This is a genomic window from Flavobacterium sp. (assembly GCF_041392005.1).
Classification (GTDB): Bacteria; Bacteroidota; Bacteroidia; order Flavobacteriales; family Flavobacteriaceae; genus Flavobacterium.
In genome coordinates, this window is sequence record NZ_JAWKMX010000005.1 from 68,244 (window position 1) to 87,760 (window position 19,517).

Consider the following 19,517-nt stretch of genomic DNA (forward strand, 5'->3'; position numbering starts at 1 on the left):
ATATTGGCTATTCGTATAAATAAAAAAAGCACCCGAAGGTGCTTTTTCAAACTAACTAAAACAAATTCTATTACTTTTTTATAAGTTGTTTAGAAACTGAGTTATTATTTTTAGTAGCTTTTACAATGTACATTCCTTTAGTTAATTCGGAAATATTTATAGGTGTAAAAGCGTTAACTTGGCTTATTGAAATTACTTTTTGCCCTGTAATTGTGAATACTTCTAAAGCATCTACATCTTTAGAAAGAAATAATTCGGTATCGGCAGGATTAGGGTAAATAGCAAAGTTGTTTTCTAGCGACACAAGATCTGTAGAAAGTAGCGCGGGTTGGTTACCATAAACTTTATATCCACCAGACGGAATAGCAATTTGCATATTAGTAGCCGTAACATTTAAAGTAGAGTTATCCATTAAATTGTACCAAGTTCCTGTATAAGGGAAATCGGCTGTTACGTTTAAGTTTGCTACCGAAAAATTTGCTAAAACTACAACATTTTTTAAACTAGTAGCGGGTAAACTGTTGTCGTAAATGTATATTCTAGGTTTAATATTGTTACCATCTGGGCTAATAGAATAATCGCCATTAAAAACAGGTTCTGTAGTTTTTAATTTAATAAAACGAGCATATTGTTCATAAATAGCACCTCTAATAGCATCGGCAGGCCAATTTTCTACCCATTGTGGTTGTGGTTTGGTATCTAATTTGCAATCGCCTGCAATAGGGTCACTTTCATTATTAACCGAACCATTATTACATGTATAAATAGAATCGTCCATTCCTAATTCTTGAAAATGCCAAATCATTTTAGGTCCTGGTACTAAAATACTTGTAGCTCCTATTGATGGCATTCTGTTTAATGTATTGGTTAAATTTCCTTGTACTGGAAAAGCACCATTTCCGTTGCCATAAGTAAAGGCTTCGTACATTAAACGGTCTTTGTCATGACTTTCAGGATAGCCAATTAATCGTTTACCAGAAAAACCACTGCTTACATGTCCAATTCCTGATATATCGGCACCTGTAGCATAGCCCTGTGCTAGTTGTTTGTAAGGATAAAATTCTTCTCCCCAAAGCATAATTCCTTTTCCTTCGCCTAACCTATAGTTTGCCCATTCTACTTCTTCGGCGGCAGAACCACCTGTTCCTAAATGTTCAAAAATTACATAATGATTGGTATCTAAACTCCAACTATAATCCGCATATTGCTTTAGTACAGCAACTCTATCCGATTGATAATTATTGGTACACGTATCATCTCCAGAATTACATGCTTGCGTAAATCCTTTAGTTAAATCCCAACGAAATCCATCTATTTTAAACTCTTGTATCCAATGTTTAATAGTACGTTTTACATAGTCTTGAGTATGAATAGATTGATGGTTAAAATCGTCGCCAACGCCATAACTATGTTTAGCTACAGTATTAAAATAAGGATTGTCGGTATTAGGACCGCCCCAGCCGTCTCCATCAGGATCGTTCATCCACATACGAACCATAGGGTTTCTACCAAAAGCGTGATTAAAAGCTAAATCTAATATTACAGCAATTCCATTTTGATGGCATAAATCAATAAACTCTTTTAGTTTATTTTTTGTTCCGTAATACTTATCTAATGCCATGTGAAATGAAGTGTTGTATCCCCAACTTTCGTTGCCTTCAAATTCCATAATTGGCATTAATTCTATAGCATTAATATTTAAACTTTTAAAATAATCGATTTTATCAATTAAATCTTGATAATTTCTATCGGCATCAAAATCGCGTATAAGCACTTCATAAACTACTAAATTATCTTTACTTGGTTTCGTAAAATTTGGTACTTGCCAGCTGTAAGGTGTTTGTCCTGTTTGTAGCACTGTAACCTCTCTTTCTTGTCCGCTAGGGTAGGCATAGGTAGTGGTTAAATCTGGAAAGCTGTTAGCCGAAATCCAAGGATCATCGTAAGGGGAAAGTACTAAGGTAGAACAAGGATCAGCTATTTTAACAATACTTGGCGAGTTTGTTGTAGGTGTTTGATCACCAACCCAATATTGATATGTATATACTTGCCCTGCGGTTAATCCAGTTAATTCAATCCAAAATTTATCTGATGCCGTATCTTTTTTCAAAGCATAAGCACCAGTAGGTTGCCAATTGTTGAAAGAACCAGCCACATATACAAAGTCTTTTCCTGGTGCATTTAAAACTAATGTCGCTTTTGTAGCATCTGAAGGATTATAGTTTATACCAATATCTAAACCAGTAGGTAAAGCTTCTATAGTTGTAGCAGCAGCAATTACTACGTAAAACCTTTTACTGTAAGTTACAGCGCCTTGTGTAATTTGTAATTCGTAAGTAGTATTAGTAGTAATACCTGTATGTGTGTAACTGTAAGAGGCTGTTGTAGCTGTATTTATACTTGCGCCATTTGCTATTAAATTATAACTAGCATTTCCGTTAGTGTTTGATGCAGTTACGGTAAGATTTCCTCCCGATGGCAAAACGGTATAACTGTTTTGGTCAGGAGTAGCTAATGTTACTTGAAATGCTCCTACATTTAAAGCTAAATCGGTAGTTTGTTGTGAACCATCGGCACTACGAAAAACCAAATTAATTTTTGTGATACTACCCGATGGGTTGCTATAAAAATCTTGAATAGTTGGTGTTAAGTCTAACTTATAAATATTTCCAGAAACCAATGTTAATGCTGGTTGACTAGTGTTGTTGCCCCAACTACCAATTACATTTTGCCAGTCTGTTCCATCTACATTTACCCCAGTATGTGCATAAATTGTACCCGAGTATGAAGCCAATCCTGTACCTGTTTTATCGAATAAAATGGTTGCACTTTGGTTAGCTTCGGGGTTAGTTCCGCCTTGCCAACTTACTTGTGCGAAAGAAATTGTAGTAAAAAATAATAGTAATAATAGATATTTTTCTTTCATTTTCATAGAGATTTAAAAGGGCTACCTTAGTAGCCCTTTTTGTTTAAAATATTTTATTGTGGTGTAAGCGAGTACGTATAAGCTCTTGGATTCGATAAATCTAATTCTATTAAATAAGTACCAGCTGTAACTGCGATGTTTTCACCGCCATAAGTCATCATGTCGCCAGCGTAATTAAGTGTGCCATCTTCACTAGCTTTGTAACCACCTAAATTCCATTGGTCTGCACCGTTGTTCCAGTTGTTGTTGTAGCGGAATTTAATTTCACCATCGCCTAAAGTTATTACTATTGACCATACACCTGTAGCAGCATCATAAGTCATATCGGCATCACTATCCCATCCTGAACCTCCTGTTACTGCAGCAGTTGCAGAACCAATAACTCCCCAAGAAACTTGTGTAGCATCATAAGTTAAACTAGTAGTGTTAGCACGTAGTCTGTAGTAACCAGCAGTTGCATTACAATTACTTTCGCCTTGTTCAACTAAAGTATTAGTAAAGGTCCCATCATCGCCCCAGTCTGTATTTCCCCAATCGTAAACACCAGAAGCGTTAGCTGCAATAAATTTAAATTCGCCATCTAACCAAACATAACCGTCGTAGTCTGTGTTCCCATATTCGTAAGCAGCTAATTCTGGAGCTGTTCCAGGCGACCAGCCTTGGTGATTTCCTGGTACAGCTATTTTTGGTAAATCAGTTGAATAAGGTGTAATGGTTAATGTTATAGTATTTGAATAAGCTACTACATCTTCATTTGTTCCTAAAGAAGATTTAATTCTCATATCAACATCTGTAGGAGTGTAAGGAGTAGCACCTAAAGCCGTCATAGCGCCATTTAATTCTTCTACTTTCCAAACTAAAAAGCGGTTGCTAGTTGTACCCGCAGATACAACTTCTGCAAAGTCTGTATTAGCTAAGGCTAATTCAATTTCGTAGTTTACTTGTGTTTGCACACCATAATCGGCATGATTCCATACTAAAGTAACTAAATCGTTGCTTGCGTTTTCGGGTAATAGAACATATTCGCTACCATCTTCAGGAGTTAATAATTCTGGCCCACCACTAGGGTTTATAATAGTTTGGTCGTCGTTTTCGCACGAAAATGCTGCGAAAAAAACTAATAATAAAGCTGATATTTTTAAAACTTTTTTCATTTTCTTATAATTTTATTAATATTAATAACCAGGGTTTTGCGTTAAATTAGGGTTTGCTTGTAATGCAGTAAGTGGTATAGGGAACAGATTATAGGTGTTAGATATTGCTGCACCATTTACACTATTACCTTTCCAAGGCCATAGGTATGTTCCACCTGTAAATTTTCCAAAACGGATTAAGTCACTACGTCTATGTCCTTCTAAATTTAATTCACGACCTCTTTCGTCAAGAATAAAATCTAATGTTAAATCTCCTGCAGTGATTAAGTCTGCGTGAGAACGATCTCTTACGTCATTTACATAGTCTAAAGCTAATGATGAACTACCACCACCACCACGTAGGAAACACTCTGCATACATTAAATACGCATCTGCTAATCGGAATAAAGGAAAATCTGTATTTGAGAATACTGTTGCAGCTCCTGAAGCGGCATAATAATTAGTGTTTCTAAATTTAATAGAAGGATAACCATTTGTCCATTCTTTATAATCATTCATTTCATAAGTATGCCCCGATGTCCAAAACAATTCTCCTCTTTCATCATTTGTTTCGTAAAGACCATACCAAGCTTTTGTAGCTCTGTGTCCTGCCCAAGCATCGTTTCCACCAGGATTTCCAAATAATGAAGTATCCATTGTAGCACTGTTCATACTTCCACATATAATATAAGTTGTATTCCCATAACTTTGACTGGTAACAGCATCAGCAATTAATGGTAAAATAATTTCACTTGATGAATTGTTGTCTCCAGAAAATAAAGCACCATAGTTAGGTTCTAAACTGTAGCCGCCTTCACTAACTATCATGTTAATGTATGGGTAGGCATCAGTGTAACGATCTGTTCCGGTATAAACTTTACCATTCATATAAAGTTTGGCTAATAGCATAGCGCCAGCGTATTTGTTAGCTCTACCATAAGTATTTGATGTTGGTAAATTATTAACTACATCGATTAATTCACTTTCAACAAAATTAAACAGGTCAACTCTTGAAGATTCGGGTAGAGGTAATGTAACACCTGCTTCAGCTTCGGTTACTAAAACACCTTTTCCAAAACAATCAATAAGATAGTAATAGGCTAAAGCTCTTAAAAAACGAACTTCAGCAATAATTTGTTCCTTGTTTTCAACATCTACATTTTGAAGAACAACCAATAAGTTATTACATTGTGGTATTGTGTAATATATACGATTGTATAAATATCTGAAAAACTTATTGTTTTCGTCCCAATTTGAAGTAGTTGTCAATTGGTCTAAACCATCATCTCCCCAACGGTTTTTCATGCCATCGGCAGTAAAATCTTGTAGGTTAATAATTCCACGTAAAAACGGAGATTCTCCTGGATCGTCAGAAATATCGGAACTGCCAGGCCCATTAGGTCCAGATAAAGCATACGAACCGTATAATTTTGATAAAATACCTGTTATGGCATTTGGGTCTTGCGCTAAAAGTTGTTCTAATGAAAGCTCAACTTTAGGTTCCGTATTCAAATCGTCGGTACACGAAAATAGTATCGACAATAGTGTAAATAAACTTAATACTTTAATTATTTTCATAACATTTTATTTTAAAAATCTAAACTTAAACCAAAAGTATAAACTCTAGGTCTTGGATAAAAATTAGTATCAATACCACCAAAAACTTCTGGGTCTTGACCAGAATATTTAGTAACTAAAAAGGCATTGTTTACTGCACCGTATAAACGTAATGATGTACTATCATTATTAAATAATTTGTTGAAACGATATCCTAAAACAATATTTTCACAACGTAAAAATGTTGCATTTTGGAGCATATAGTCTGAAAATTTTTCATTTCCGTTGAAGTTTACAAAACTTGAATCTGCAGCACCGTCATAAAAATTAAGTACGTTTGTTAAATTACTACCTCTAACAGGTTTAACAGCGTCTGTCCAACCAGAAGTTAAAATTCTTGAGTTGTAAGTTTGTCCGTCAAATTGGCCTCTAAAACTAGAGCTAAAATCCCAATTTTTATAATTAAAATTGAAACCAAAACCAAATGTAAATTTAGGTGTTCTTTCAACAATATAACGGTCGTCGTTTGTAATTTTACTATCCCCGTTTCTATCAACAAAGGCTCCAGGTATTACTTTTCCATTCGCATCGTAAAGTTGTTGAAATACCCAAAATGAACCAGGTTGAAATCCTACTGCATGAACTTGACTGTTTACGTTAGTTCCTGTTGGTAAAGTACCGCCAGCACTAATCATAGTAACATCTCCTAAGTTAGTTATTTCAGTATAATTATATGCTAAATTGGTGTTAAATTTTAAACTTGTAACATCAGTTTGAACAGGTTTAATATTTAAATTTAATTCAAAACCTTTGCTTTCGGTTTCCCCTATATTACTTACAAAGCTGTCTTTTAGGTATTGACCAGGAGCAACAGGAATAGTTGCCAATAAGTCTTTAGTGTAGCGTTTGTATATTTCAAATGATCCTGATAACAAATTGTTTTTAAAGAAATCAAAATCTAAACCAGCATTATATGTCGTTGTTTTTTCCCAAGTTAAATCTGGGTTGTATGCATTTGCCGAAAATAAATTAGAACCAGGTAAGTACTGGCTGGTAGTTCCTGCAACTGTAAATAAAGGAATTGAAGGATAAAAGCCTTGTGAGTTATATCTTGTTGTCCTGTTTTACCAGCATAATCGATTTTTTAAGTCGTTAACAAAGTTTGAGTCTTTTAGATGTTTCTTCTTTTAACTTCAAGCAACAGCTGCAGCAGGAAAATAGCCCCAACGATTATCTTTGTTAAATAATGAAGAACCGTCAGCTCTTAATGATAACGTAACTAAATATTTATTATACCGTCAAAATTTGTTCAAAAGAAAAGACTGAGAAGATTTAATTCATTTGTAATATCTATTGTTTGGATTATTCGGGTTGTAAAATTCATTAGTAGGATCCGAGGTGTATTCAATTACACCAGTAGTAGTATTTGTATTAGCAGATGTCTTTGTATCCATCATTTTTTAAAATTTTTAATTACGAATAACCTCCTTGAATATCAAATTTTCGTAAGCACCATTAATTCTTTACTATAAACTAAATAGCTATCAAAGTGAGTGTTTGTTGTAGTTTGGTGTTCTTCATAGTTTTTCCATAATTGAAAACTTGATAGTTTCCACTACTATATCTGTATAAAGCTAAATTGTTTTCTGAAAAAGTTTCTCTTAATTTGGCCTGAGAAGCATCTAGACCTAAATTTACAACTGCACGTAATTCTGGTAAGAAGTGCATTTTGTAGTCTAATTCTAAATTACCTAAAAAGCGAAGGTTTCTTTCCGGTCTTTTACGTTGATTTAATAATGCAACAGGGTTATATTGCCCACTTATAATATTTGGATCTGAATCGTCCATGGTTTGATAATAATTTCCAAAAAGACTAGTTCCAAATTCATCATATATAGGTTTAGTAGGATCCATATTCACGGCTCCAGCTAAAACACTACCTTCGTCTATAGCATTTTTATAGGTGTATGTTCCTTTAGCATTCATGTCAATTTTTAAATGATCATCAAAAATGCTTGGCGTCATTTTTACAGAATATGAAAGCCTTTCGTAGTCATTAGTTTTAACTAAACCTTCATTTTTAGTATATCCTACAGAAGCTCTAAAAGGCAAATAACCATAAAGATTTGCCCTTGCACTAAAGTTATGGTCGGTAGAAATTGAGTTTCTATAAATAGCATCTTGCCAATCGGTATCATAAATAACTCTTTCACCGCTAGATGGGTTTTCTACTCCTAGCTTATTAACTAAATTAGGGTGAAATTCTTCTATAAATCGAGTAAATTCGCTACTGTTCATAACGTCAATTTTTTTAGTTACTTTTCCAGCGGAAACATTAGCAGAATAATTGAATTTAGGGTCTCCAGAAGTACCTTTTTTAGTCGTAATTATGATAACACCATTAGAAGCTCGAGAACCGTAAATAGCAGTTGCAGAAGCGTCTTTTAAAACCGTAAAACTCTCAATGTCGTTAGGGTTAATTAACGTTAATGGATTGCTAACTCCTGCAGGAGATGTGTTATCGATAGGAATACCATCAATAACAATTAGCGGACTACTATTAGCTGTTAATGATGCACCTCCACGAATTCTAATATTTGGTGCAGAATCGGGCTGTCCGCCGTTGTTAGTAATTCTAACACCAGCAGCCTTACCTGTTAACAGCTGGTCTGCAGAAACAATTGTTCCTTTATTAAATTCTTTCGCTGTAATAAGATCTACAGAACCTGTAGCATCTTCTTTTTTTACAGAACCATAACCTATAATAACTAAGTCTTGGAGCATTTCTGAACTTTCTGTTAAATTAACAGTAACTTCTTTTTGCCCTGTGTAGGTTAATGTGTAATCTGTAAAACCTAAATAACTAAAAACGATAACATCGTTTACTTTAAGATTGTTTAATGTAAATTTTCCATCAAAATCGGTAGCTGTACCGTTCGATGTTCCTTTAACTATTATGTTTACTCCGGGTAATGGCTCTTGCATAGAAGGGTCAATAACCACACCTTTTAAAACATTTTGTGCTAGCATTCCTAATGGGAATAAAAACAACATAAATAGTAACTTTTTTTGCAGTGTTTTCATACAAAATTTTTAAATTTAACGCTTTTTTAAATTCGCTTATATTTACTTCAAGTGTTAAAGTTATGTAAATAAATTGTAAAAAAAGACATCGGGTGTGAGCTAAGGCTTGCGAAAACGTTTTCGTGTTGAAAACTTTATGTTTTCGGCGTTTTTTTATTCGTTTTTTGCGAAAATTAAAATTTAAATAGTACATTTATTGCAAGAATATAATACATTGAGAAAAAAGGTAACATTAAAACAAATTGCAAAAGAGTTAGATGTTTCGGTTTCAACCGTGTCTAAATCTTTAAAAGATAGTCCAGAAATTAGCGAAGATACAAGGCTAAAAGTTCAGGCTTTTGCTAAATTGTACAACTATAAACCTAATAATATTGCATTAAGTTTAAAAAATAGACGCACTAAGACTATTGCAGTTATTATTCCAGAAATTGTACATCATTTCTTTGCAACGGTTATTACAGGTGTAGAGCAAGTAGCTAATGATGAAGGTTACAATGTATTAGTTTGTTTGTCTAATGAATCATTTACAAAAGAAGTTATTAATATGGAAACTCTTGCAAGTGGAAGTATTGATGGTTTTATAATGTCGTTATCAAAGGAAACACAACAGAAACAAGATTTTCATCATATAAAGGAAGCTATTAGTCAAGGAATGCCCGTAGTTTTATTCGATAGGGTAACTAATAAAATAAATACCGATAAAGTAATTATTGATGATTTTATGGCAGCCTATAATGCAGTTCAGTTTTTGTTAAATACAGGGGCTAAAAAAATTGCACTTATTACAACTGTAGATTATGTTAGTGTAGGTAAATTACGAACAGACGGCTACAAAAAGGCATTAATCGACAACGGAATAGCAGTAGAGGATAAGTATATTGTTAAAATTGAAGACATGGATACTTGCGATACAAAGATTCATTATTTAATGAGTACCGAAAAAATTGATGCCATTTTCGCAGTAAATGAGTTGTTTGCAGTTGTAGCCATAAAAATTGCGAATAGTTTGCAAATTAAAATTCCAAACGATTTAGAAATAATTGCATTTACTGACGGTATTATTTCTAAGTTTTCTACCCCAACCATTACAACAGTTAGTCAAAGTGGTGTAAAAATGGGAAGAAAAGCAGCCCAAATTTTAATTAAAAAATTAGAAGACGAAAACGAAGAACAAGAAAACGAAGTTGAAGTTTACGATACGGTGGAAATAGAAACAGAATTAATATTAAGAGAAACTACGAAAACGTTGTAACTTGATTAATTTACTGAAAATCAGATTTTTGTTTTTGTTTGATTCTTGTAAATAAAAAAAATAAACCTTCTTTTTTTGCGAGCTACATTAAAAAAATTACTTTTGAAAAATCAAAGCTTATATTTACTTCACAAAAGTTTTGATAAGCATAGCTTATCGTAAATAATAAAAATTACGATAATGGAAAAACGTAGATTAAGTTTCTGGGAAATTTGGAACATGAGTTTCGGTTTCTTGGGAATACAGATGGGCTTTGCCTTGCAAAATGCCAATGCCAGTAGAATTTTACAATTGTTTGGAGCCGATGTGCACGAATTGTCTTGGTTTTGGATAATTGCTCCTTTAATGGGGTTAATTGTTCAACCAATAATTGGTCATTATAGCGACAATACTTGGACGCGTTTCGGCAGACGTAAACCTTATTTTTTAGCAGGGGCATTATTGGCGTCAATTGGTTTGGTTCTTATGCCACAAGCCGAAATTTTCATAGCTTTTCTGCCAGCACTTTGGGTTGGTGCAGGTATGCTTATGATTATGGACGCCTCGTTTAACATTGCCATGGAGCCTTTCCGTGCGTTAGTAGGCGATAATCTAAGAGCAGATCAGCACACTTTAGGTTTTAGTGTTCAAACAGCTTTAATTGGTATTGGTGCTGTAGTGGGTTCATGGTTGCCATATGTTTTAAATCATTGGTTTGGCATCAGTAATCAACCTACAGCAAATTCTGTTGTTCCCGAAAATTTAATTTATTCTTTTATTATTGGTGCTATTGTTTTAGTCGTTTCTATTATAATTACTATTACTACAACAAAAGAATATTCCCCAGAAGAATTAGCAAAGTTTACAGAAGAAATTGAAAGTAAAGAAGCAGTTGGTGAGGTTAAAGAAGCAAAACTTTCTGATATTTTTACCGATTTTGTAAAAATGCCCGAAACTATGCGCCAATTAAGTTGGGTGCAGTTTTTTTCATGGTTTGGACTTTTTGGTATGTGGGTTTTTACCACACCGGCTATTGCACAACATATTTATGGACTTTCAATAGATGATACAAAAAGCCCCGCATTTCAAGATGCAGGCGATTGGGTAGGAATCATTTTTGGCGTGTATAATTTTGTTTCAGCAATTGTTGCTTTTGGTTTACCTTATATAGCGAAACAAATTGGTCGTAAAAAGACTCATGCAATTTCATTAGTATTAGGAGGTATTGGATTACTTTCTATGTATTTTATGCCAAATAAAGAAGCGCTTATTTTTTCAATGGTTTTGGTTGGTGTTGCTTGGGCAAGTATATTGGCAATGCCATATGCTATATTAGCGGGTTCTATAAAACCAAAAAAAATGGGCGTTTATATGGGAATTTTTAACTTTTTTATTGTAATTCCTCAAATTATCAATGCACTAATAGGTGGGCCATTGGTTAAATATGTATATAACGACCATGCTATTTATGCTATTGTTATGAGTGGTATAAGTTTTATTATTGCTGCAGTTTTAGTATTAAAGGTAAAAGATAAAGAAAGTTTGTAATGAAACAAAAAACATTTATTTTCGATTTAGATGGTGTAATTGTTGACACGGCTAAATATCATTTTTTAGCTTGGCAAAATTTAGCCACTCAATTAGGAATACATTTTACGAATGAAGATAACGAACAATTAAAAGGTGTTAGCCGAGTTCGTTCACTTGAAATTATTTTAGGACTAGGCAATCAAACGGCTTCTGACGAAAAAAAAGAAAAATGGTTGGTTCAAAAAAATGAAGAATATTTAGCCTACATCGAAAAAATGGATGAATCAGAAATTCTACCAGATGTAAAGCGAGTATTACAGTTTTTGAAAGATAACAACCAAAAAATAGTTTTAGGTTCAGCAAGTAAAAATGCTAAAGTTATTTTAGATAAAGTGCATCTTACATCTTATTTTGATGCTCTTGTTGATGGTAATGCTGTTTCTAAAGCAAAGCCAGATCCTGAAGTTTTTTTAGTTGGTGCTAAATTAACAGCATCAACCCCCGAAAATTGCATTGTATTTGAAGATGCTTTTGCTGGAATTCAAGCAGCAAATGCTGCAAATATGTTAAGTATTGGAATAGGAGATAAAGCCGTTTTACATGAAGCTAACTATTGCTTCAATGATTTTACAGCTATATCAAATGAATTTTTAAAAGAATTAATTGAAAAATAAAAATGAATCAAGATTATATCATACCAAATAACTGGTCGATTATTGAAGAAGGATTTAATGCAGAAACTGTAAAATCGTCTGAAAGCTTATTTAGTTTGGGAAATGGTGCTATGGGGCAACGTGCCAATTTTGAAGAAGCATATTCCGGAAAAACATTCCAAGGAAGTTATATTGCTGGCGTATATTATCCCGATAAAACTAGAGTAGGTTGGTGGAAAAATGGTTACCCTGAATATTTTGCAAAAGTATTAAATGCGCCAAATTGGATAGGAATCGCAGTTGAAATAAATGGAGAATCATTAGATTTGGCAAAATGTAAAGCCGTAAATAACTTTCGTCGTGAATTAAACATGAAAGAAGGGTGGTATAAACGTCAATTCCAGGCAGTTTTACAAAATAACACTGAAATTGAGGTTAATGTTACTCGTTTCCTCTCTTTAGATTTAGACGAAGTTGGCGCTATTAAATATAGTATTACGCCATTAAACGGTAAAGCAAACATTACATTTAAGCCTTATTTAGATTCGGGAATTCATAACGAAGATACCAATTGGGACGATCAATTTTGGGAAACACTTCAAGTAAAAGAAGAAGCGCAGTTGAATCAAGCTTTTATTGTTTCTAAAACATTAAAAACGAATTATGAAGTAGTTACTTTTATGCATAATTCTGTTTGGATTGAGCAAGAAAATATTGCAACTAATCCATCTAATGTTACTAAAGAAGCTACCAAAGTAACTTTTACCTATGAAGTAACAGCTGAAAAAAATAAAACCGTTTCACTTCAAAAATTTGGAGGTTATACCACTTCTTTACATTATAATTTTGATAACTTAATACCAGCAGCTCAAAAAGCAATTTCAAAAGCAAACGAATTAGGTTTTCAACAATTATTAGAAAATCAAATTAAAGCTTGGGCTACAATTTGGGAAATGAGTGATATTACCATTGATGGCGATGTTAAAGCGCAACAAGGTATTCGTTTCAATATTTTTCAATTAAATCAAACCTATTCTGGTAAAGATTCACGCTTAAACATTGGACCAAAAGGATTTACTGGCGAAAAATACGGAGGTTCTACCTATTGGGATACCGAGGCGTATTGTATTCCATTTTATATGGCTACAAAAGATCAACAAGTTGCTCGTAATTTATTAACATATCGTTACAATCAATTGGATAAAGCTATCGAAAATGCTGAAAAACTTGGTTTTAAAAACGGCGCAGCTTTATATCCAATGGTTACCATGAATGGAGAAGAATGTCATAATGAATGGGAAATTACTTTTGAAGAAATTCATCGTAATGGCGCTATTGCATTTGCCATTTATAATTACCACCGTTTTACCAATGATTATTCATATATTCCAGAAAAAGGATTAGAAGTTTTAATCGGAATTGCACGTTTTTGGCATCAAAGAGCCACTTTTTCAACGGCTAAAAATAAATATGTTATCTTAGGTGTAACTGGCCCGAATGAATACGAAAACAATGTAAACAATAACTGGTACACCAATTATATTGCCAAATGGTGTATTGATTATACATTGGAACAAGTTGAAAAAGTTAACCAAGAATATCAAAACGATTATCAACGTATACAAGCAAAAGTTAATTTGAGTACTGAAGAAATGGAAGCTATGAAAAAAGTAGCAGATGCTATGTATTTTCCATATTCTGAAGAACACGGCGTGTATTTACAACAAGATGGTTTCTTAGATAAAGAATTAGTTACAGTAGCCAATTTAGAAAAATCGCAACGACCAATTAATCAAAAATGGAGTTGGGATAGAATCTTGCGTTCGCCTTATATTAAGCAAGCCGATACTTTGCAAGGATTTTATTTCTTTGAAGATCATTTTACAAAAGACGAATTAGCAAAACATTTCGATTTTTACGAACCATTTACTGTTCACGAAAGTTCGTTATCGCCTTGTGTACACTCTATTCAAGCCGCAGTTTTAGGAAGAATGGAGCAGGCTTACACCTTTTATTTACGTACATCGCGTTTGGATTTAGATGATTATAATAAAGAAGTACACGAAGGTTTACACATCACTTCAATGGCTGGAACATGGATGAGTATTGTTGAAGGTTTTGGAGGAATGCGTATTAAAGATAACACTTTATCTTTTGAACCGCGAATTCCATCACAATGGCAAGCATATTCGTTTAAAGTCAATTTCAGAAATCAAATAGTAACAGTAAAAGTAACGCAAAACGAAACAACTATTTTAGTTGATGGAGAAAAAGAATTGCCAATTCTTTTAAACGGTATTGAAACTGTAGCGAAAACAACTTTAAACTTAATTTAATAAATAACCTCAAAGGTTTTCAAAACCTTTGAGGTTTTGCTTTTTAATTAAACAACACATGAAAAAATCATTCGTATTTTTCTTTTTTTTAGTTTCAGTTTTTGGAATTGCTCAAGAATTGATGTCGCCCAATGGAAATTTTAAAATGAAATTTTATCTTTTGGAAGATGGCACACCTACTTATCAATTGTTTTATCATAATACAGAAATTATAAAACGGAGTAAATTAGGTTTAGAATTGAAAAACGATACAAAATCATTATTAAATGATTTTCAATTGGCAGATTCAAAAACAGCTTCTTTTGATGAAACATGGAAACCTGTGTGGGGTGAAGAAACAAAAATAAGAAATCATTACAATGAGTTAGCAGTTACTTTACAACAAAGACAAACGGATAGAAAAATAATAATAAAATTCAGACTTTTCGATGATGGTTTAGGTTTTCGCTATGAATTTCCAGAACAAAAAAATCTTGTCTATTTTGTTGTAAAAGAAGAACGAACAGAATTTGCCATGACGGGCGATCATACTGCTTTTTGGATTCCAGGCGATTATGATACACAAGAATATGATTATACAGAAAGTAAACTTTCAGAGATAAGAAAATTATTTAGAGGTGCAGTAACCGAAAATGCTTCGCAACAACAATTTTCAGATACGGGTGTACAAACTTCTTTAATGATGAAAACTACAAATGGAATCTATATTAATATACACGAAGCAGCGCTAATCAACTACTCTTGTATGCATCTTAATTTAGATGATAAAAATTTTGTGTTTCAATCACATTTAACGCCCGATGCAAAAGGTGATAAAGGCTATTTACAAGCACCATGTGTGTCGCCATGGAGAACTATAATTGTGAGCAATGATGCACGCTATATTTTAGCTTCGCGAATGACATTAAATTTAAATGAACCTTGTAAAATTGAAGATACTTCATGGATAAAACCTGTAAAATATGTTGGTGTTTGGTGGGAAATGATTACTGGAAAAAGTGCTTGGGCTTATACCGATGATGTGCAAGCCGTTCAACTAGGTGTTACAGATTATACCAAAGTAAAACAAAGTCCAAAACACGCTGCAAACACAAAACATGTTAAAGAGTATATCGATTTTGCAGCACAACATGGTTTTGATGCTGTTTTAGTAGAAGGCTGGAACGAAGGTTGGGAAGATTGGTTCGGAAAATCAAAAGATTATGTATTTGATTTTATTACACCATATCCTGATTTTAATGTGCAAGAATTGCATAAATACGCCGCTTCTAAAGGAATCAAAATGATTATGCATCATGAAACTTCGGGTTCAACTCGTAATTATGAACGCCACATGGATAAAGCATATCAATTTATGAAAGACAATGGTTATGATGCAGTAAAAAGCGGTTATGTTGGTAATATTTTACCACGTGGCGAACATCATTATAGCCAATGGATAAATAATCATTATCAATACTCCATTGAAAAAGCTGCTGATTATAAAATAATGGTCAATGCACACGAAGCGGTTCGTCCTACTGGAATTTGTCGTACGTATCCTAATTTAATAGGTAACGAATCGGCTCGTGGAACAGAATTTCAAGCTTTTGGTGGTTCAAAACCAAATCATACTACTATTTTACCTTTTACACGTTTAATGGGTGGACCAATGGATTATACACCAGGTATTTTTGAAATGAATATTTCAAAATTAAATCCAAATAATAATTCTCATGTAAATACAACTTTAGCCAATCAATTAGGATTGTATGTAGTAATGTATAGCCCATTACAAATGGCGGCTGATTTACCAGAACATTACAATCAATTTTTAGATGCTTTTCAGTTTATAAAAGATGTGCCAGTGGAATGGGAAAAATCGGTTTATTTAGAAGCAGAACCAGGATATTACACTACAATTGCTCGCAAAGATAAAAATTCAAATGACTGGTTTGTAGGTAATTCGAATGGATTAAAAGAAAGAGTTTCTGAAATTAATTTAGATTTTTTGGATAAAGGGAAAAAATACGAAGCAACCATTTATGCTGATGCTAAAAATGCTGATTATAAAACCAATCCTCAAGCTTATACTATTTCTAAACAAAAAGTAACACAAAAATCAAAGCTTAGTATTAATACTAAAATAGCGGGTGGATTTGGAATTAGTATAAAAGAAATTAAATAAAATCTAATGGGTTTTTAACAAGGCAAGACCTCAAAGGTTTTTAAAACCTTTGAGGTCTGGTTAAAAAAAAATAAAAAATGAAAAAAATAACAACCTTATTATTAATATCACTTACAATTTTATCATTTGCTCAAGTTGATAAAATGGAACCGCCATTTTGGTTTGAAGGAATGAACCATTCAGAAGTTCAAGTAATGTTTTATGGAAAAAATATCGCCCAAAATGCTGTTTCGGTTTCCAATAACGTAGTAATAACGAATGTTGTTAAAACTGAAAATCCAAATTATTTATTCGTAACAATTGAGACTAAAAATGTAAGTGCACAAACTTTAAAATTTCAATTCAAAAACGGAAAGTCAACTTTTACTAAAGATTTTGAAATTAAAAAACGCAAAGAAAATTCTTCTTTACGAAAAAGCTTCACTTCGGCAGATGCCATGTATTTAATCATGCCCGATCGATTTGCAAATGGTAATTCAGCCAACGATTCGTCTTCTGAATTAAAAGAAAAAGCAGATAGAAACAACCCAGGTGGGCGTCATGGAGGCGATATTCAGGGAATTATTAATCATTTAGATTATTTAAAAGAATTAGGAATTACAGCACTTTGGAGCACGCCACTTTGCGAGGATAACGACGAAACCTACTCGTATCACACTTATGGTCAATCAGATGTTTATAGAATTGACCCGCGTTATGGAACTAATGACGAATACAAACAATTAGCTGCCGAAATGCACAAACGCGATATGAAATTGGTAATGGATTATGTAACCAATCATTGGGGTGCCGAGCATTGGATGTTTAAAGATATGCCTACATACGATTGGTTTCATCAATTTCCAGGGTATGCACAAAGTAATTACCGCATGACAACGCAATATGATAATTATGCTTCAAAAAGAGATGCACGTTATTGTATGGACGGGTGGTTTGTACCAAGTATGCCCGATTTGAATCAATCGAATCCGTTGGTGTTAAATTATTTAATTCAAAATGCAATTTGGTGGATTGAATTTGCCGATTTAGATGGTTTCCGTGTAGATACCTATTCTTACAATGATAAAGAAGGTATTGCAAATTGGACCAAGGCAATTACCGATGAGTATCCTTATTTTAATATTGTAGGTGAAGTATGGATGCACGACCAAGCTCAAATTTCGTATTGGCAAAAAGATAGTCCGATTGCTAAAATTCAAAGTTACAATTCACATTTACCAAGTGTGATGGATTTTACGCTTCACGATGCTTTTGGTGAAGTTTTCAATCAAAATAGTGCCAGTTGGTTTGATGGAACCATTAAGTTTTACGAAAATTTTGTGAATGATTTCTTGTATGCCGATCCAAATAATTTATTAATTTTTTTCGAAAACCACGATACTGCACGTTTCAATCACATTTACCAAAACGACATCAAGAAATATAAAATGGCGATGACTTTAATGGCTACTATGCGTGGAATTCCTCAATTGTATTATGGTAGCGAAATTGGAATGGCTGGCGATAAAGGTAAAGGCGATGCTGCCATTCGTCAAGATTTTCCAGGTGGTTGGAAAGGCGATGCGAACAATGCTTTTTCTGCTTCAGGTAGAAATGATTTACAAAACGATTATTTTAATGTAACAAAGAAATTATTGAATTGGCGAAAAAATAAAAATGTTATTCATTCTGGAAAATTAACACAATACATTCCAGAAAACAATGTGTATGTATATTTCCGTCATAACGATACAGAATCAGTAATGGTAATTATTAATAATTCATTAGAAAAACAAAAAATCAATTTAGCTCGTTTTCAAGAAAATATTAAAACTGCAAAAAGCGGATTTGATGTGATTTCTGATAAAAAAATAGATCTTACTCAAAACATTGAAATTGAAGCCTTGACTTCTTATATTTTAGAATTACATTAAAATGAAATATATTTTTTTACTTATGGTTTCTTTATCACTTGCTCAAAATTCAATAAAAAGTGAGCAATTAAAAGATTCGTCCAGATTTTTGGGAACCATTGTAAGAATACAAGATTTTCCGTCAAAATTTGTTGAAAAAAGAACGGTTGATGTTTGGTTACCAGACAATTATGTTGCCCATAAAAAATACAGTGTATTGTATATGCACGACGGACAAATGCTATTTGATGCAACAACGACTTGGAATAAACAAGAATGGGGAGTTGATGATGTGCTAACGCAATTAGTTTCAGAAAATAAAATAGTAGATGTTATTGTTGTGGCTATTCACAACGTGCCACAAATTCGTCATACCGATTATTTTCCACAAAAACCTTACGAAAATTTAACAAAAGTTCAACGAGAAGAATTAAAGGCAGCCATTAAAAAATCAGGTTTTTCATTTGATGAAAAAAAGTTGAATGCTGACAATTATTTAAAATTTATAGTAAAAGAAGTAAAACCTTTTGTCGATAAAAATTATTCCGTTTATACCGATGCTCAGCATACTGCTATCATGGGTTCTAGCATGGGCGGATTGATTTCGATGTATGCCATTTGCGAATATCCAAAAGTATTTGGTGCTGCCGCATGTCTGTCTACACATTGGCCAGGTTTTCGAGATTTTGATGGCAATCCAATTCCCAATCAATTTTTTAATTATATAAAAAAACATTGCCCTTCACCTAAAACACATAAATTGTATTTTGATTACGGAACAGTTGAGCTTGATGCTGAATATGTAAAATATGCACAGCAAGTAGATGAAGTTTTTGATCTAAAAGGTTATGATATTACGAATTATGAAAATTTAAAATTTGAAGGCGAAAATCATTCTGAAAATGCTTGGTGCAAGCGATTACATATTCCTCTTGAATTTATATTTGGAGAAAAAAATAAAAGATAATAAAAAGAAAAAGATCTCAAAGGTTTTTAAAACCTTTGAGG

12 protein-coding genes are annotated in these 19,517 nt (G+C 33.1%); 7 read left to right on the forward strand and 5 right to left on the reverse strand.

Annotation, left to right across the window (positions count from 1 at the left end; all coding sequences use genetic code 11):
- Positions 1–70: 70 nt before the first annotated feature.
- From R2808_RS04555 to R2808_RS04575, 5 genes are all read right to left on the reverse strand, one after another.
- Positions 71–2,926 (reverse strand): alpha-amylase family glycosyl hydrolase, encoded by a 2,856-nt coding sequence (locus tag R2808_RS04555; protein WP_371269775.1) that lies wholly within the window; start codon positions 2,924–2,926, stop codon positions 71–73.
- A 53-nt stretch (positions 2,927–2,979) separates the two neighbouring features.
- A complete protein-coding gene (locus R2808_RS04560) occupies positions 2,980–4,080 on the reverse strand; it encodes a SusE domain-containing protein (RefSeq protein ID WP_371269776.1) in 1,101 nt (366 codons plus the stop codon).
- Between the two features lie 21 nt (positions 4,081–4,101).
- The gene (locus R2808_RS04565; RefSeq protein ID WP_371269777.1) at positions 4,102–5,637 is read right to left on the reverse strand and encodes a RagB/SusD family nutrient uptake outer membrane protein; all 1,536 of its coding nucleotides are present in this window, start codon (positions 5,635–5,637) and stop codon (positions 4,102–4,104) included.
- An 11-nt stretch (positions 5,638–5,648) separates the two neighbouring features.
- Complete coding sequence (locus tag R2808_RS04570; RefSeq protein ID WP_371269818.1) at positions 5,649–6,698, reverse strand: TonB-dependent receptor domain-containing protein; 1,050 nt, start codon at positions 6,696–6,698, stop codon at positions 5,649–5,651.
- A 451-nt stretch (positions 6,699–7,149) separates the two neighbouring features.
- Positions 7,150–8,700 carry a SusC/RagA family TonB-linked outer membrane protein gene (locus R2808_RS04575; protein WP_371269778.1) on the reverse strand — a complete coding sequence of 517 codons (1,551 nt, stop codon included), beginning with the start codon at positions 8,698–8,700 and terminating at the stop codon, positions 7,150–7,152.
- 214 nt (positions 8,701–8,914) lie between these two features.
- On the opposite strand from R2808_RS04575, the gene R2808_RS04580 reads away from it, so the two are divergent.
- The 7 genes from R2808_RS04580 (at position 8,915) to R2808_RS04610 (ending at position 19,476) form a co-directional block, all read left to right on the forward strand.
- Positions 8,915–9,952 (forward strand): LacI family DNA-binding transcriptional regulator, encoded by a 1,038-nt coding sequence (locus R2808_RS04580; RefSeq protein WP_371269779.1) that lies wholly within the window; start codon positions 8,915–8,917, stop codon positions 9,950–9,952.
- Positions 9,953–10,132: 180 nt separating this feature from the next.
- Positions 10,133–11,479 (forward strand): MFS transporter, encoded by a 1,347-nt coding sequence (locus R2808_RS04585; protein ID WP_371269780.1) that lies wholly within the window; start codon positions 10,133–10,135, stop codon positions 11,477–11,479.
- Positions 11,479–12,135, forward strand: coding sequence for a beta-phosphoglucomutase (gene pgmB, locus R2808_RS04590; RefSeq protein ID WP_371269781.1), 657 nt, complete (start codon positions 11,479–11,481; stop codon positions 12,133–12,135). Before R2808_RS04585 ends, pgmB begins: the two co-directional genes overlap by 1 nt.
- Before the next feature lie 2 nt (positions 12,136–12,137).
- Entirely contained in the window at positions 12,138–14,450 is a 2,313-nt protein-coding gene (locus R2808_RS04595; RefSeq protein WP_371269782.1) for a glycoside hydrolase family 65 protein, read from the forward strand.
- A 58-nt stretch (positions 14,451–14,508) separates the two neighbouring features.
- The gene (locus tag R2808_RS04600; protein ID WP_371269783.1) at positions 14,509–16,617 is read left to right on the forward strand and encodes a glycoside hydrolase family 97 protein; all 2,109 of its coding nucleotides are present in this window, start codon (positions 14,509–14,511) and stop codon (positions 16,615–16,617) included.
- Positions 16,618–16,694: 77 nt separating this feature from the next.
- Positions 16,695–18,530 carry a glycoside hydrolase family 13 protein gene (locus tag R2808_RS04605; protein WP_371269784.1) on the forward strand — a complete coding sequence of 612 codons (1,836 nt, stop codon included), beginning with the start codon at positions 16,695–16,697 and terminating at the stop codon, positions 18,528–18,530.
- A 1-nt stretch (position 18,531) separates the two neighbouring features.
- Positions 18,532–19,476, forward strand: coding sequence for an alpha/beta hydrolase (locus R2808_RS04610; protein ID WP_371269785.1), 945 nt, complete (start codon positions 18,532–18,534; stop codon positions 19,474–19,476).
- Positions 19,477–19,517: the final 41 nt, after the last annotated feature.

What these genes read in the sequence shown, in the direction of transcription:
- R2808_RS04555 (WP_371269775.1), bottom strand. Translation starts at nt 2,926, where the DNA reads ATGAAAGAAAAATATCTATTATTACTATTATTTTTTACTACAATTTCT.
- R2808_RS04560 (WP_371269776.1), bottom strand. Translation starts at nt 4,080, where the DNA reads ATGAAAAAAGTTTTAAAAATATCAGCTTTATTATTAGTTTTTTTCGCA.
- R2808_RS04565 (WP_371269777.1), bottom strand. Translation starts at nt 5,637, where the DNA reads ATGAAAATAATTAAAGTATTAAGTTTATTTACACTATTGTCGATACTA.
- R2808_RS04575 (WP_371269778.1), bottom strand. Translation starts at nt 8,700, where the DNA reads ATGAAAACACTGCAAAAAAAGTTACTATTTATGTTGTTTTTATTCCCA.
- R2808_RS04585 (WP_371269780.1), top strand. Translation starts at nt 10,133, where the DNA reads ATGGAAAAACGTAGATTAAGTTTCTGGGAAATTTGGAACATGAGTTTC.
- pgmB (WP_371269781.1), top strand. Translation starts at nt 11,479, where the DNA reads ATGAAACAAAAAACATTTATTTTCGATTTAGATGGTGTAATTGTTGAC.
- R2808_RS04595 (WP_371269782.1), top strand. Translation starts at nt 12,138, where the DNA reads ATGAATCAAGATTATATCATACCAAATAACTGGTCGATTATTGAAGAA.
- R2808_RS04600 (WP_371269783.1), top strand. Translation starts at nt 14,509, where the DNA reads ATGAAAAAATCATTCGTATTTTTCTTTTTTTTAGTTTCAGTTTTTGGA.
- R2808_RS04605 (WP_371269784.1), top strand. Translation starts at nt 16,695, where the DNA reads ATGAAAAAAATAACAACCTTATTATTAATATCACTTACAATTTTATCA.
- R2808_RS04610 (WP_371269785.1), top strand. Translation starts at nt 18,532, where the DNA reads ATGAAATATATTTTTTTACTTATGGTTTCTTTATCACTTGCTCAAAAT.